The organism is Pseudarthrobacter sp. lyk4-40-TYG-27, from assembly GCF_030209295.1.
In the GTDB taxonomy this organism is placed as follows: Bacteria; Actinomycetota; Actinomycetes; order Actinomycetales; family Micrococcaceae; genus Arthrobacter.
In genome coordinates this window covers 128,098-142,701 of record NZ_JARVSH010000004.1, presented here as the reverse complement: position 1 = coordinate 142,701, position 14,604 = coordinate 128,098, and the positions used below count along the sequence as shown (strand labels likewise).

Below are 14,604 nucleotides of genomic sequence, written 5' to 3'. Positions count from 1 at the left end.
TCCTAGCCCTCGGTCCGTGACCATTTGGTGAATCGGTAGCGTGTGCCGTTGGCGGCAGTCAGCCAGCCGTCCGGCGGGACGGAGGCCGTGGCCTCCCAACTGGGGCCAAGCTCCGGGGCGAACGTGTCGCCGTCGGCTTTCACATCGATGGTGGTGACCACCGCGACGTTGGCGAGGTCCGTGGACTGGCGGAAAACATCGCCGCCGCCCAGGATCCAGACTGTCTCGCCGCCGTCGACGAACTGCGACTCAAGGAGCGCGTCATCCAGGGAGGGAACCACCACGGCGCCCTCCGCCTCCGGCGTGCCGGCCCAGCTTTTCTGCCGGGTGATGACGATGTTGGTGCGCCCCGGCAGCGGACGGTACTTGTCCGGGAAGGACAGCCAGGTCTTGCGGCCCATGATGACCGGGTGCCCGGTGGTCAGCCGGTTGAAGTGCTTGAGGTCCTCCGGCAGGTGCCAGGGCATGTCTCCGTCCATCCCGATGACCCCGTCAGAGGTCTGGGCCCAGACCAGGCCCACGCCGGTGACGGAGGCGGCCAGTTCCTCCGTGAAGGACTGCGGATCGGTGAAGTTTTCGGTGCTCATACCGCGATCGGCGCCTTGATGGTGGGGTGGTGCTGGTAGCCCACCACGTCGAAGTCCTCCAGCGTGTAGTCGAAGATCGACGCGGGCTTCCGGGTGATCGTCAGCTGTGGATACTCGTAGGGCTCGCGTTCGAGCTGCTTGAGGACCTGGTCCATGTGGTTTTCGTAGATGTGGACGTCTCCTCCGGTCCAGACAAACTCGCCGGGTTCGAGCCCCACCTGCTGGGCGATCATGCAGGTGAGCAATGCGTAGGAGGCGATGTTGAACGGCACGCCCAGGAACATGTCAGCCGAGCGCTGGTAGAGCTGGCAGGAGAGCTTGCCGTTCGCCACGTAGAACTGGAAGAACGCATGGCAGGGCGGGAGCGCCATGTCGTTGAGCTCGGAGACGTTCCAGGCGGACACAAGGTGCCGGCGGGAGTCCGGGTTCGATTTCAGGTTCTCGATGAGTTCGGCGATCTGGTCGATGTGGCCGCCGTCGGGGGTGGGCCAGGAACGCCACTGCACGCCGTACACCGGGCCCAGGTCGCCGTCTTCGTCGGCCCATTCGTTCCAGATGGTGACGCCTTGGTCCGTCATCCACTTGATGTTGGTCTCGCCGCGCAGGAACCACAGGAGTTCAACGGCGACGGACTTGAAGTGGACCCGCTTGGTGGTGATCAGCGGGAAGCTCCTGGAGAGGTCAAAGCGCATCTGGCGGCCGAAAACGCTGGTGGTTCCGGTGCCGGTACGGTCTGATTTATGGGTGCCGGTGGCCAGGACATCGCGCAGGAGGTCTTCATAAGGCGTAGGGATGCTCACGCCCCAAGTCTACTGGGTGGTCCCAACGAAAGGCTGGCTTCGGGGCCCCGGGCAATGACGGAGACCGGGGCCACTGCGATCAGTACGGCGGTGGCGGTCAACAAGGCGCCGAGGCCGGATGCCCCCTGCCACACCGCGTCCCATGGGCCTGGACCGGAAGCCGCCGGCCGCCCAAGGGTGGGCCCCGCGCTCATCAGGAGCACCCCCGCTTGGGCAGCGAAGAAGGCTGTCAGCGTCCGCGCCACTCGGTATACCGTGATGGCCCGGAGGGCTGCGTCGAGTCCCGGGACCCCGGGCGCAACACTGCGGCGGCGCCTCGCGAGGGCGAGGGGGACGGCAGAGAGGAGCGCTGTGCCTGCGCTGGCCCATACTGTCACCTCCCACGCGGCCTGCACCCCGAGTTCAGCCTGCCGGCCTGCGACACAGGCGATCACCGCCGTCAGGAGAGCTGCCGCTGCCGCAAGAGCCACCATCAAGGCGGGATGCACGGGCTGCCGGGGCCAATGCCGGGGCGCGCCAGCCCAGCCGTGATTGCGGTGCATCACCAATTCCCCGAGCGAAACAACGGCCAGCACCGCAGCCGCTGACACGGCCGCCACCAGGTCGGCATGCCCTGTCACCGCCCACGGGACGAAAATAGCCACCGGCACGGAAACGAACGCCGCGAGCCCCATGGCCGGTCCCACTGATACAGCCAGCATCGTCTCGGGCCGGGCAGTGACCTGGGCGGACTTGCGGGGTGGCCGTTGGTCCGGGAGGGCAGGCGGGCGCCAGAGGAGCATCACCACCAGGACCACCAGGTTCAGGGCACCGGCAGGATTGGCCCAACTGTTGGTTCCGGTGGCCGGATCGGGACGCGCTGCGTGGTTTCCGGCGATCGCCCCCAGCCCGGACGCCACAGTTGCCACCGTCCGGAGGAGGCGGTTGCCGGCGATTACCCGCAGCAGGTGATCCTCCCTCGGAGTCAGGCCGGTGAGAGGCGGCCGGCGGGCGGCCAAGGCCAGGACGAACAACGTCCCTGCCGCCAGGACGATCAGGGCGCCGCCCAGGTACGGTGCCAGCTCCTGGCCCGGGATGCGCCCTTCCCCACCGAAAGTGGTGAAACCCCCATGGCCGTCGGGCCGTGACTCGTAGGCGCGGGAAGGAAAACCCGGCAGCGCGGACATCCACGCGATGAGCGCGGCGGCTCCCGCGAAAATGGCCGCCACCGTCCATCCAAGGCGGCGCGGAACGATGTCACGGATCCGCCGCCGGGGTCCGCATGGAGTGTCCGGTGGCGACTGCCGCCGGGGATAACTCAGTTGCCCAAGGACATGCGCAGCCAAGCAACCGAGGACCGGCCAAGCAAGGGCAGGAAGGATGGCTGCCGGGATGGCCGCTGAGTGGGGGAGGGGAATGATCCCTGCGTTCGCGGCGGGTACCAAGGAACTGGCAAGCCACCCGACCAGCCCCGCCAGGAAGGCGTGGCGCGACGCCGACGCCCTGGGGCTGCCCTCCCTCGCTCCCCGGATGACCCTGGAGAGGAGCCAGTACACTCCACCGGCCAGGACAAGGGGCCACAGCAGGGCCAGCGGTGGAACGTCGTCGAAAACAGCGATGGTGGCAGCGTGCACGTTATCCCCCCCAGAACAGTGCGTGGTCCCCCAGTCAAGACGGACTGGAGCCCTCGGTCAAGCCGGTGCCCGGTTAATCGTCGAACGGCTTGAACTGTTCCACAGCCACGATCCGCTTCTTCCCGCCATGGGTTACATGGCACACCACCAGCTCGCCGGGGGAGAGGAAGGGCTCGTCCGCGGGCAGCAATTTCGCCAGGTGCGAAGGCATGTGGCCGCCAAGCTGCTTGAGGACTGTCGGCAGGGCCGGCCGGTGGGTGCAGGCAACCACCGGCCGCTGCTTGTCGAAGAGCGATTCGATGACGGCCGCCGTTTTGCGCGGGCTCCGCTGGTGCCTGTGCTCGGTGAGGCCTTCGGCGAGCTTCACCTTCGCCCCGGTGGCCCGTGCGTACGGAGCAACGGTGGCAACGCAGCGCAGCCACGGGCTGGTGACCACCCGCATCGGCTTCCATGCCTGCAGGAGCCTGCCCACGGCCTGCGCCTGCCGGGTCCCGGTGGCAGCCAGCGGCCGCTCGCCCTCGGCCTTGCTCCAGGACGAACGGGGTTTGGCCTTGGCATGGCGGAGTACCACCAGGGGCCACGTGTCCAGGCTGCCGCGGCCATGCGCGTCCCGCAGGTACTCCAAAGGGACGACGTCGGACGGGTTGGACAGCAGGCGGGCTGCCTTGTCGGGGCCGCACCACATCACGCTGTCCACCTCCTTGCCGTCCGGAACTAGCCCATTTCCGTTGACCTTGACCGCCCAGTAGTGGACCTTCTTGAGGCCGGAGGCGACGTGGTAGTGGATGGGCGGCAAGGGAATTCCCAGCGGCGCGTCGAGGCCGATCTCCTCGCGCACCTCCCGGACAGCGCATTCCGGGACCGTCTCGCCGTCGTCGATCTTTCCCTTGGGCCATGACCAGTCGTCATAGCGCGGCCGGTGGATCAACAGGACTTCCAGCCGGTCTTTGTTGACCCGCCACGGGATGGCACCCGCAGCCGTCACGGCTACGGGTTCCCCCGGGTGGTCAGTCTGGTCGGCTACGAGTGCATCGCTCGACAATGCGCTGCCTAGCGCCGGCTCAGGCTGCGCTGCCGCGGCCGGGACGCCAGCAACCAGGACTGGACATCCTCAAGCGGCTTGCCGTCGTCGGAAAGGTGGTGCCGGGTCCAGCGGCCCTCGTTGTCCAAGTGCCAGCTGGACGTTTCCGGGTCCATGTAGCGCTGCAGGAGGTCAAGGACATAGGTGATGTCGTCCGCACTGCTCAACTGGACCAGTGCCTCCACCCGGCGGTCCAGGTTCCGGTGCATCATGTCCGCCGAACCGATGTACACCACGGGGTCGCCGCCATTGGCAAAGGCGAAGACCCGCGAGTGCTCAAGGAACCTGCCCAGGATGGAGCGCACGGTGATGTTCTCGCTCAGGCCCGGGACGCCCGGGCGCAGCGAGCAGATGCCGCGGACGATGACGTCCACTTTTACGCCGGCCTGCGAAGCACGGTACAGCGAATCGATGATGGCCTCGTCCACCATCGAGTTCACCTTGATCTGCACCAGGCCGGGAACGCCCGCCCGCGCATTGCGGATCTCCGTCTCGATCCGGTCTATGAGTCCCGAGCGGACGGACCGGGGCGCCACGAGCAGACGCTTGAAGGTGGACTTGGGGGCGTAGCCGGAGAGCTGGTTGAACAGCTTGGAAAGGTCCTCGCCCACCTGGTCGTTCGCGGTCAGGAGGCCCAGGTCCTCGTAGTACCGGGCGGTCCGGGGGTGGTAGTTTCCGGTACCGATGTGGCAGTAGCGGCGCAGCCCGTCAACCTCCTGGCGCACCACCAGCGAAAGCTTGCAGTGCGTCTTCAGGCCGACGATGCCGTACACCACATGGACACCTGCCTGCTCCAGCTTCCGGGCCCAGGAAATGTTGGCCTGCTCATCGAAGCGTGCCTTGATTTCCACCAGCGCCAGGACCTGCTTGCCTGCCTCCGCGGCGTCGATCAGGGCATCAACAATGGGGGAGTCCCCGGACGTGCGGTAAAGGGTCTGCTTGATCGCCTGGACCTTTGGATCCGACGCCGCCTGCTCCAGGAACGCCTGCACCGAGGTAGAGAAGGAATCGTACGGGTGGTGCAGCAGGATGTCCCGGCGCCGCATGGCAGCAAAGACGTTGGCGGCCTTGGAGGTTTCGGACTCGTTCAGGTACCGCGACGTGTGCGGCATGTGCTTGGGGTAGTGCAGGTCGGCGCGGTCGATTCCGGCAATGACGGACAGGCCACGCATGTCCAGCGGCGCGGGGACGGAATAAACCTCGGATTCCTCCACCCCAAGTTCGCGGATCAGGAGTGCACGGATGTTCGGGTTGATGTCCGTGGTCACCTCAAGCCGCACCGGAGGGCCGAAGCGGCGGCGCAGCAGTTCCTTCTCCAGCGCCTGCAGGAGGTTCTCGGCGTCGTCCTCCTCCACCTCCACGTCCTCGTTGCGGGTAACGCGGAAGGTGTGGTGCTCCAGCACTTCCATGCCGGGGAACAGCTTGTCCAGGTGGACGGCAATGACTTCCTCGAGGGCGATGAACCGTGCCACCCGCCCGGGAACCGCACCGGCCCGCGGACCGTCGATGGAAATCAGGCGGGGAAGCTGGTCAGGCACTTTGACGCGGGCGAAGAGCTCCTTGTCGCTGACCGGGTTCCGGACCACGACGGCAAGGTTCAGTGACAGCCCGGAGATGTACGGGAACGGGTGCGCCGGGTCCACAGCCAGCGGCGTGAGGATGGGGAAGACCTTCTCGGCAAACATCACGCTGAGTTGCTGCTGGGCGGCGTCGTCCAGCTCGCCCCACTGCATGACGTGGATGTGCTCGTACGCCAGTGCCGGGCGGATCTGGTCGGCGAAAACCTGGGCGTGCCGCTCCTGCAGCCGGTGGGCTTCGTCGCTGATCCGCTCCAGCACCTCCACCGGGCTGAGTCCGGCGGGCGACGGAACGGCGAGGCCGGTGGCGATGCGCCGCTTGAGGCCGGCCACGCGGACCATGAAAAATTCGTCCAGGTTGGAGGCGAAGATGGACAGGAAGCTGACGCGTTCAAGGAGGTGAAGGGTGGGGTCTTCGGCCAGCTCCAGCACCCTGGAATTGAATGCGAGCCAGCTCAGTTCGCGGTCCAGGAATCGGTCCGGCCGGATGTCGCCCTCAGGCTGCAGGTTGGGCGCGAACTCCGGGATGTCGATGCGGTCCTGGGTGGCCCGTGCCGCAGGGACCTCGGAGGAGCCGAAGCGCGCCCGGGCAGGCAACGCAACATCCTGGGACGTGGCTGTTCCGGAGGGTTCCGGGTTCATGGCTTCTCCTTATGGCTGGCGCTGTGGTGCCGGCGCTTCCGCCCCGCGCGGCTCCATTCCAACCTTACAAGCATTCACCGGCCCCACGGCCCTGTTTAACGCACCGCCGGGCTTTGTTCCGGGGCCCGTAACCTAGCCTGCAGCCGGGCCGTACATGACGTCCATGTCCCACCGGGTGAACCCCAGCCGCCGGTACAGGGCAACTGCCGCAGTATTGTCCGCATCCACGTACAGCATGACCCCGCTGAGGCCGGAGTCGCGCAGGTGCTTGATGCCGGCGATCGTCAGGGCCTTGCCCAGGCCCAGGCCCTGCGCCTCCGGCGCAACACCAACCACGTACACCTCACCGATGGCCGGATGCTCTCCGTGACGCGGGTGGACCTTGGTCCAGTGGTAGCCGAGCAAACGCCCTTCACGGTCCTCGGCCAGGAAGAACCCGGCCGGATCGAACCAGTCCTCATCCATCCGGGCGTCCAGGTCCGCGCGGGTCAGGTTTCCTTGCTCGGGGTGGTGTGCGAACGCCGCCCGGTTCGCTGCCAGCCAGGCCTCCTCATCCTTGCCGGGCACGAAGGCGCGGATGGCCACACCGTCCGGCAGGCCGGCGTCGGGCAGCTCGGCGCCGGCCGTCGTCATCCGCATCTTCCACAATTCGCGCACCGGCGCGTAGCCGTACCGGGCCGCGAGGTCCGCGGCTGCTTCATGGTTTCCATGGGACCAGGCTTTCAGCCCGTCGAAGCCCCGCACCTCCTTGAGCGCGCCCACCAGCCGGTCCGCCACGCCCTGGTTGCGGTAGGAGGGGTGCACGGCGATCTCCAGGACACCGTTGCCGTCCGGCTCGTCCACCACCACGGCGAACCCGGCCAGGTCCTGGCCGGTGGCGGGGTCGGAGTCCTCGTCCGGCGCGTACAGGGCCAGCGTCAGCAGGGTGTGTTCCGGCGAGTCGCCGGCGCGCATGGTCACCAGGGTCTGTTCGGAGATCGAGGGATTGCCGTCCGATTCCTCGGCCGCCGCAAGGAGGTCGCGGCAGTCTTTCAGGAGCTGCTGGTCAACGCCGCCCCGGACAACATGGACGGGCCACTTCTGCGGATGCGCTGGAGTCATGAGCCAAGGCTATACGGCGAAGGCGTGCAGGGCTCAGGCTTCGGTAAGTTCGTCTTCCTGCTGCCTGACCAGGGTGAGGCGGTAGCCCACGTTCCTGACCGTGCTGATCAGGTTCTCGTGGTCCGCGCCAAGCTTGGCGCGAAGCCGGCGGACGTGGACATCGACGGTGCGGGTGCCGCCGTAGTAGTCGTAGCCCCAGACTTCCGTGAGCAGCTGCTGGCGGGTGAAGACGCGGCCGGGGTGCTGCGCGAGGTACTTCAGGAGCTCGAACTCCTTGAAGGTCAGGTTCAAGGGTGCGCCGTTGACGCGTGCCGTGTAGCTTGCTTCGTCGATGATCACACCGGCGGCCCGGATCTCGCTGGGCGCGTCCTCCTGTTCCGGGACGGCCCGCGCCACGGACAGCCGGATGCGGGCTTCCACCTCGGCGGGTCCGGCAGAATCGAGGACGATGTCGTCAACGGCCCACGCCGAGGAAACCGCCGCCATGCCGCCCTCGGTGAGGATCAGGACAAGGGGGGCGCTCAGTCCGGTGGCCTTCAGCAGCTGGGTGAGGGAACGGGCACCCACGAGGTCTTTGCGCGCATCCAGCAGGACGATGTCGCACGGGTCAGTCTCCAGCAGGGCAGTGGGTTCCGCGGGCAGGATATGGACCCGGTGGTTCAGCAGCTCAAGGGCAGGCAGGATGTCCACCGAAGAACCGGTGCTGTTCGTCAGTAACAGGATGTGCGACATTGTTCCTCCAAGGGCCGTCCGCGCATCTTTGGGCGACTGAACCGGATTCTCACCGGCCGGTACGGGCTTCCTGCGGGAGGTTTGTGGACCGTCAGCGCGCCGCCGGCCAGCCACCTCAGCAGGGAGCGTAGCTGAACCTTGAGTATACCCGGCACCCCCTTCCAAGCCACAGATTGGGGCCCTGGACAGGTACGTTTTGCGACATAAGCGGTTCATATAGGGCAGGATTGGAGCAGGGCGGACCAGCCCTGCCACGAGGGGGCGGACCAGCCTTCCAGCCGACGCCAGGATGGGAAATCAGCGCAGTGAGTGCACCGACAAAGCACAGGCCGGGCCCCGGATGACGGCGGAACTGCAGTCACCTGTGCGGTCACTTGGCTCCTGGACCATCGGGGTCGTCGGGATCGCCGGGCTCATTGCCATCATCGCCGGCGTCTATTCCTCCCCGGAAGCCCTGGCCGCCGTCGGCATCCTGATCGCCGCAGCCGTGGGCATCGGGTGGCCGCACTTCCTCCGCATTCCGGCGAAGAAGACCCTGGCCGCCGTGATCGCCCTGCCGGGAGCCGCCGCCGCGGTCTGCGCCTCCGTGGCCCCGCCCCCCGGCTACCTCGACTGGACGCCCGCCTTCGTCGCCCTGGGCATGATGGCCGTCTTCGTGGTGCAGCTCATCCGCGGCACCGGCCAGGCGCAACGGCTGGAATCCACCCTCGGGTGCTGTGTCGGTGTCCTCCTGTCCTGCCTCGGCGCCGGCTGGATAGCCGGCGCCCGGTTCAACGGCGTCCGCGAAATGCTCCTGGTGGCCGCGATCAGCGCCGCCGTAGCGCTCCTTGCCGGACTCATCCAATGGCCGGACAGCATCGTCGCGCCCCTGGGCGTTGTGCTGGCCGGCCTGGCCGGTCCGCTCGCCGGCCTGGTCCTGTCGGACATTGCTGTCCTGCCCGCGGCCGTCTTCGGCGTCATCGTCGGTGCGGTCCTGGCCAGCTTCCGCAGGCTCGCGACACTGCGCGGCGCACCGTTGAATATGCCGGCAGCCTTGAGCATGGGCCTGGCCCCGGTCTCAGCCGTAGGATCCCTGGCGTACTTCATCGACAAACTACTCATCTACTAACGGGTTAGGATTGCACCATGTCCGTACTTGCATTTGAAATCTTCTTCCTCGTCCTGCTCGGTATCGCGAGCGTTTCCATGGCCTGGTTTGCCGGTTTCGTGGTCTACCGCCTCTTCAAAGGCCAGAAGTAGCCACATCCTTTCCCACCGCCGTATCTCGAGGTAATAGACAGTGCCCATTGAGATTCCCACAGACCTGACTCCCGAACTCGTCCCCCTATCCTGGCTCATAGGTGAGTGGGAAGGACGCGGCCGGCTGGGCAGCGGTGACGAGGATTCCGAGCATTTCCTGCAGCACGTGTCCTTCACCCACAACGGGCTGCCGTACCTCCAGTACCGCGCCGAAAGCTGGTTGACCGACGACGACGGCACGCGGCTGCGGCCGCTCACCGTCGAGACCGGCTTCTGGGCGCTGGAGCGCAAACAGCTGGACGCCGACGGCGGCCCGGGGCTGGTGCCGGCAGACATCGTTCCGGTGTTGAAAAGCGCCGACGAGGTGGAGGCGCTGCGCAACAAGGACGGCGGCTTCGACATCTCCGTATCCATCGCCCACCCTGGCGGCATCACGGAGCTGTACTACGGCCAGATCAAGGGACCGCAGATCCAGCTGACCACCGACATGGTGATGCGCGGCAGCCATTCCAAGGACTACAGTGCCGCCACCCGGATCTTCGGCCTGGTGGACGGGAACCTTTTGTGGCGGTGGGACGTGGCAACGGGTGGAGAGGCCGGAAAAGGGCTGGAGGCCCACGCCTCTGCATTCCTGAAAAGAGTGTCCTGACCCGGAAAGGCCCCGCCATGGAAGACGGAACGGAACACGCAGGCAAGCCCACCAGCTACAGCGACCTCAAGGCCGTCTTCTTCAACGGCACCCTGAAGAAGTCACCCCAGACCTCCAACACCGAAGGGCTGATTACCATCAGCCGCCGGATCATGGAGAAGCAGGGCGTCAGCACCAGGCTCATCCGCACTGTCGATCACGACATCGCCACGGGCGTCTACCCGGACATGACCGAGCACGGCTGGGCCACCGATGAATGGCCGGAGATTTACCCCGCCGTCCAGGAAGCGGACATCGTGGTGGTGGCCGGCCCCATCTGGCTGGGCGACAACTCGTCCCAGACCAAGAAGCTGATCGAGCGCCTCTACGCCCACTCCGGCCAGCTCAACAGCCAGGGCCAGTGGGCGTTCTACCCGAAGGTCGGCGGCTGCCTCATCACCGGAAACGAGGACGGCATCAAGCACTGCGCCATGAACGTCCTCTACAGCCTCCAACACATCGGCTTCAGCATCCCGCCGCAGGCCGACGCCGGGTGGATCGGGCCGGTAGGGCCCGGCCCCAGCTACCTGGACGAGGGCTCCGGCGGCCCGGAGACAGACTTCACCAACCGGAACACGACGTTCATGACCTGGAACCTCCTGCACCTGGCCAGGATCCTCAAGGATGCCGGAGGCTACCCGGCCTACGGCAACCTGCCCGGTGAATGGGAGGCCGGTACGCGGTTCGATTTTGAGAACCCGGAATACCGCTAGCGTTGGCTGAACCTGCACAACCCGGAATACCCCGCTGCTAAAGGACGTTGCCGCCAATATGAGTACGCCCAGCCCTTTGTTGTCGCGTCCCGGCGCCGTTGAGGCCGCCGGGCCCGACGCCGGTGTCGCCGCCCACTACGGCGAGCCGTTGCGCGAGCAGCGCGCACTCGCTGCCGGAACCGCCGTCGTCGACCTGTCACACCGCGGTGTGGTCACCGTCACCGGACCGGACCGGTTGAGCTGGCTCAACACCCTCTCGTCCCAGCAGGTGGCAGCGCTGGCGCCGGGTGAGTCCAGCGAACTGTTGCTGCTCAGCGTCCAGGGGCGCATCGACTTTGATGCCAGGGTTGTTGACGACGGCGGGACCACCTGGCTGATCGTGGAGGCCGCCGAGGCTGCACCGCTGGCCGAGTACTTGAACCGGATGAAGTTCATGCTGCGGGTGGAGATCGCCGACGTCTCCGCCGATTGGGCCGTGGTGGGCAGCACCACGGCGGTTCCCGAATGGGCCGGACGCCTTGCCTGGCAGGATCCCTGGCCGCATGTCTCGGCGGGCGGGTACTCGTACGCCACTGTGTCCGAGGAAAACCACCCGGGCCTTGAACGTCCCTGGTTCGAATACCTCATCCCCGCCGAGGAACTCGAGGCCGCCGTCTCCGGCCGCCCGCTGGCCGGAGTGCTCGCGGCCGAAGCCCTCCGCGTCGCTGCCTGGCGGCCCAGGATCGGCGCAGAAACCGATGACAAGACCATCCCGCACGAACTCGACCTCCTGCGCACCGCGGTGCACTTGGCCAAGGGCTGCTACAAGGGACAGGAAACCGTCGCCCGCGTGCACAACCTTGGCCACCCGCCGCGGCGGCTGGTGTTCCTGCAGTTGGACGGTTCGCAGCACACACTGCCCGCGGCCGGCAGCCCGGTCATGGCAGGGGAACGAAAAGTGGGCACGGTGACCTCCGTTGCGCAACACCACGAGATGGGTCCCGTGGCGCTGGCGGTCATAAAGCGTTCCGTGGCGCCGGATGAAATACTGACGGTCCTGGACGGCGATGAACCGTATCCGGCCGTCCAGGAGCTCATTGTCGCCCCGGACGCCGGCCAGGTTGTTGGGCGGCAGACCGGATTCCTGAGAGGGCCCCGCTGATGACAGACCACACCGCACCGGGTATTGCGCCGGAGGCCACGGAGGACAATGATGCCGCGGTGGCGCTGGCGCACTCGCTGTTCCAGGCGGCCCGCGACGGCAACGACGCCCTGCTTGGCGCCTACCTTGAAGCCGGGGCGCCGGCAACCATGACCAACGCCACAGGAGACTCCCTGCTGATGCTGGCCGCGTACCACGGCCACGTCGATACGGTGGAGTTGCTCCTTAAGCACGGCGCCGACGCCAACACTGCCAACGACCGTGGCCAGACCCCGCTTGCCGGGGCAGCCTTCAAGGGCTACCCGGACGTGGCCCGTGTCCTGCTCGACGCCGGAGCCGATCCGGATGCCGGAGCGCCGTCGGCACGGGCCGCTGCCCAAATGTTCGCCCGCGCAGAGATCCTGGATCTGCTGGGCTAGCGCTTTCGCCGGGTCCGCCCGGCACCAACACCAAAATTTCAAAGGATGATCGAGTGGAAAACGTAGCGAAGCCCTGGCCGGCCCTGTGGTCCCTGGTGATCGGGTTCTTCATGATCCTGATCGACACCACCATCGTGTCCGTGGCCAACCCCCGGATCATGGAAGGCCTGGACGCGGACATCAACTCGGTCATCTGGGTGACCAGCGCCTACCTGCTGGCCTACGCTGTCCCGCTGCTCATCACCGGCCGCCTCGGCGACAGGTTCGGGCCCAAGAAGCTGTACCTCTCCGGCCTGGTGGTCTTTACGCTGGCCTCGCTGTGGTGCGGCCTGTCCGGCGACGTCCGGGTCCTGATCGCGGCCCGCGTGCTCCAAGGCCTCGGCGCCGCCATGATGACTCCCCAGACCATGGCTGTCATCACCCGGATCTTCCCGCCGGACCGCCGCGGCTCCGCGATGGCAGTCTGGGGCGCAACCGCCGGTATGGCGACCCTCGTCGGGCCCATCCTCGGCGGCGTCCTGGTGGACGGGCTCGGCTGGGAATGGATCTTCTTCATCAACGTCCCGGTTGGCTTGGTCGGGTTCATCCTGGCGTGGCGCAACGTGCCGGCACTGAGCACGCACCCGCACAAGTTCGATATCCCCGGGGTCCTGCTCAGCGCCGTCGGCCTGTTCCTGCTGGTTTTTGGCATCCAGGAAGGCGAGACCTACAACTGGGGCACCATCACCGGACCCATCAGCGTATGGGGCCTGATCATCGCCGGCATCGTGGTGCTGGCGGCCTTCGTGGCGTGGCAGCGCTTCAACAAGGGTGAACCGCTGCTTCCCTTGGCGCTGTTCAAGGACCGGAATTTTTCGCTCGCCAACATCGGGATCACCACGGTGGGCTTCACCGTGACCGCCTTCAGCCTGCCGCTGATCTTCTACTACCAGCTGGTCCGGGGCCTGACTCCCACCCAGTCCGCCCTGATGATGGTGCCCATGGCCCTGATATCCGGCGGACTCGCGCCCGTCGTGGGCAAGCTGGTGGACCGCGTCAACCCCAAATACATCACCGCCACCGGGCTCGTGCTGATGGCTGTGGCGCTGCTCTGGAACTCAGCCCTGATGCAACCGGACACACCCATCCTGATGTTCCTGCTGCCCAGCGCTGTCCTGGGCTTCGCCAACGCAGGCATCTGGGCTCCGTTGAGCACTACGGCCACCAGGAACCTGCCGCCACGGCAGGCCGGGGCGGGTTCGGGCGTTTACAACACCACCCGCCAGATCGGCGCAGTCCTGGGCAGTGCCGCCATCGCGGTGCTCATCCAGTCGCGGCTCGAGGCCGAACTGCCTGCGGGAGGCCCCGGCGGATCCGCCGGCGAAGGCTTGGCGATGGGCGGCTCGCTGCCCGAATTCCTGCACGGCGGATTTTCGACGGCGATGGGCCAGTCCATCCTGCTTCCCGCCGGGGTGATCCTGGTGGGGGCAGCCGTAGCGTTGTTCTTCGCAAAGCCGCAGCCCGTCCAGGGTTGGGGAGCGCCGGCCCAAGGCCAGCCGTCAGCGAAGGTGGACGCTGGTCTGGATTCCGCCGGCTGAGAGGCCAAGCTTCCGGGCCAACGCCAGGCAGCCCGTGTTGCTGACGTCCGCGCGCCACTGCAGCGTCAGTCCCGCTGCGAGTGCTTCGTGGGCCGCGATGGAGCCCGCCAGGGAACCAAGGCCGCGCCGGCGCCACTCCGGGTCGACCAAGACCCCCATGTTCGCCAGCAGGCCTTCCCACTCGCCGTAGGCCCCGCAGGCCAAGGGCACGCGCCGGCCATCCTGCTCGTGGACGATCGTGTACCGGTTTTCCAGCTCGGAGAGGCCAACTTCGTTGACGTCATCGGGCGGGCAGCGGCCCTCCAACTCGATGGCCTCGGGGTTGCCGTGGGACACGGTGAGCTCGTCGGAGGGCTGCTGCAGGGGCAGGTCGTCCGCGAAGAACAGTGCCGCGGCACCGAGGCCGTGACCGCCTCGGTCCCTGGTTAGGGTCAGGAGGGTCACGTGCTGGGCCATTTCCTCATCCGGGATGCCGGCGGCGGCGTCGATCACGCTCTGCGGCCCCACCAGCACCGAACTTCCGAAAAGCCGCACGAACTCAACGGTCCGGACTGACTCGTCGGCCCGCACAATCCGTTCGGCCGAGGCGAGTCCGGTCCCGAACGCGTCGTCGTCAAGGCCCAGCCGGCGTGCCCACGCCAACTGGATGATGGCAGCAGAGCCGGGGTCGAGTGTCATGGTCCCAGCCTAGGGG

At 66.9% G+C, this 14,604-nt stretch carries 14 protein-coding genes; 6 read left to right on the top strand and 8 right to left on the bottom strand.

The features are described from left to right. Positions 1-2 precede the first annotated feature (2 nt). The 7 genes from QRM96_RS08285 to QRM96_RS08255 all read right to left on the bottom strand — a co-directional run bounded on the left by QRM96_RS08285 (position 3) and on the right by QRM96_RS08255 (position 8,133). Positions 3-587, bottom strand: a complete 585-nt coding sequence (locus QRM96_RS08285; RefSeq protein ID WP_285319167.1) for a dihydrofolate reductase — start codon at positions 585-587, stop codon at positions 3-5. Then, entirely contained in the window at positions 584-1,387 is an 804-nt protein-coding gene (locus QRM96_RS08280; protein ID WP_109044344.1) for a thymidylate synthase, read from the bottom strand. Before QRM96_RS08280 ends, QRM96_RS08285 begins: the two co-directional genes overlap by 4 nt. Then, positions 1,384-3,000 (bottom strand): hypothetical protein, encoded by a 1,617-nt coding sequence (locus QRM96_RS08275; RefSeq protein ID WP_285319164.1) that lies wholly within the window; start codon positions 2,998-3,000, stop codon positions 1,384-1,386. Before QRM96_RS08275 ends, QRM96_RS08280 begins: the two co-directional genes overlap by 4 nt. Before the next feature lie 73 nt (positions 3,001-3,073). After that, the gene (locus tag QRM96_RS08270) at positions 3,074-4,042 is read right to left on the bottom strand and encodes an NUDIX hydrolase (RefSeq protein WP_285319162.1); all 969 of its coding nucleotides are present in this window, start codon (positions 4,040-4,042) and stop codon (positions 3,074-3,076) included. 8 nt (positions 4,043-4,050) lie between these two features. Further along, complete coding sequence (locus tag QRM96_RS08265) at positions 4,051-6,300, bottom strand: RNA degradosome polyphosphate kinase (protein WP_018760491.1); 2,250 nt, start codon at positions 6,298-6,300, stop codon at positions 4,051-4,053. Positions 6,301-6,432: 132 nt separating this feature from the next. Continuing rightward, on the bottom strand, positions 6,433-7,401 hold the full coding sequence (gene mshD, locus QRM96_RS08260) for a mycothiol synthase (RefSeq protein WP_285319159.1): 969 nt from the start codon (positions 7,399-7,401) through the stop codon (positions 6,433-6,435). 33 nt (positions 7,402-7,434) lie between these two features. Beyond that, positions 7,435-8,133 carry a winged helix-turn-helix transcriptional regulator gene (locus QRM96_RS08255; RefSeq protein ID WP_018769102.1) on the bottom strand — a complete coding sequence of 233 codons (699 nt, stop codon included), beginning with the start codon at positions 8,131-8,133 and terminating at the stop codon, positions 7,435-7,437. A gap of 340 nt (positions 8,134-8,473) precedes the next feature. Between QRM96_RS08255 and QRM96_RS08250 the strand changes: the two genes are divergently transcribed. The 6 genes from QRM96_RS08250 to QRM96_RS08225 all read left to right on the top strand — a co-directional run bounded on the left by QRM96_RS08250 (position 8,474) and on the right by QRM96_RS08225 (position 13,910). Beyond that, the gene (locus QRM96_RS08250; RefSeq protein WP_018760489.1) at positions 8,474-9,241 is read left to right on the top strand and encodes a hypothetical protein; all 768 of its coding nucleotides are present in this window, start codon (positions 8,474-8,476) and stop codon (positions 9,239-9,241) included. A 171-nt stretch (positions 9,242-9,412) separates the two neighbouring features. Then, positions 9,413-10,021, top strand: a complete 609-nt coding sequence (locus QRM96_RS08245; RefSeq protein WP_018760487.1) for a nitrobindin family protein — start codon at positions 9,413-9,415, stop codon at positions 10,019-10,021. A gap of 17 nt (positions 10,022-10,038) precedes the next feature. Beyond that, positions 10,039-10,773 (top strand): flavodoxin family protein, encoded by a 735-nt coding sequence (locus tag QRM96_RS08240; RefSeq protein ID WP_109044346.1) that lies wholly within the window; start codon positions 10,039-10,041, stop codon positions 10,771-10,773. Between the two features lie 58 nt (positions 10,774-10,831). Next, positions 10,832-11,914 (top strand): CAF17-like 4Fe-4S cluster assembly/insertion protein YgfZ, encoded by a 1,083-nt coding sequence (gene ygfZ, locus QRM96_RS08235; RefSeq protein ID WP_165837970.1) that lies wholly within the window; start codon positions 10,832-10,834, stop codon positions 11,912-11,914. Then, positions 11,914-12,333 (top strand): ankyrin repeat domain-containing protein, encoded by a 420-nt coding sequence (locus QRM96_RS08230; protein ID WP_285319156.1) that lies wholly within the window; start codon positions 11,914-11,916, stop codon positions 12,331-12,333. The genes ygfZ and QRM96_RS08230 overlap by 1 nt, the downstream gene beginning before the upstream one ends. Positions 12,334-12,386: 53 nt before the next feature. Further along, on the top strand, positions 12,387-13,910 hold the full coding sequence (locus QRM96_RS08225) for a DHA2 family efflux MFS transporter permease subunit (protein WP_285319154.1): 1,524 nt from the start codon (positions 12,387-12,389) through the stop codon (positions 13,908-13,910). Here QRM96_RS08225 and QRM96_RS08220 read toward each other — a convergent pair. Then, on the bottom strand, positions 13,872-14,588 hold the full coding sequence (locus tag QRM96_RS08220; protein WP_133830332.1) for a GNAT family N-acetyltransferase: 717 nt from the start codon (positions 14,586-14,588) through the stop codon (positions 13,872-13,874). The genes QRM96_RS08225 and QRM96_RS08220 overlap by 39 nt on opposite strands. Positions 14,589-14,604: the final 16 nt, after the last annotated feature.

Bases quoted from the DNA above. Each gene is read 5' to 3' on its own strand.
- QRM96_RS08285 (WP_285319167.1), bottom strand. From the start codon at position 587: ATGAGCACCGAAAACTTCACCGATCCGCAGTCCTTCACGGAGGAACTG.
- QRM96_RS08265 (WP_018760491.1), bottom strand. From the start codon at position 6,300: ATGAACCCGGAACCCTCCGGAACAGCCACGTCCCAGGATGTTGCGTTG.
- mshD (WP_285319159.1), bottom strand. From the start codon at position 7,401: ATGACTCCAGCGCATCCGCAGAAGTGGCCCGTCCATGTTGTCCGGGGC.
- QRM96_RS08255 (WP_018769102.1), bottom strand. From the start codon at position 8,133: ATGTCGCACATCCTGTTACTGACGAACAGCACCGGTTCTTCGGTGGAC.
- QRM96_RS08250 (WP_018760489.1), top strand. From the start codon at position 8,474: ATGACGGCGGAACTGCAGTCACCTGTGCGGTCACTTGGCTCCTGGACC.
- QRM96_RS08240 (WP_109044346.1), top strand. From the start codon at position 10,039: ATGGAAGACGGAACGGAACACGCAGGCAAGCCCACCAGCTACAGCGAC.
- ygfZ (WP_165837970.1), top strand. From the start codon at position 10,832: ATGAGTACGCCCAGCCCTTTGTTGTCGCGTCCCGGCGCCGTTGAGGCC.
- QRM96_RS08230 (WP_285319156.1), top strand. From the start codon at position 11,914: ATGACAGACCACACCGCACCGGGTATTGCGCCGGAGGCCACGGAGGAC.
- QRM96_RS08220 (WP_133830332.1), bottom strand. From the start codon at position 14,588: ATGACACTCGACCCCGGCTCTGCTGCCATCATCCAGTTGGCGTGGGCA.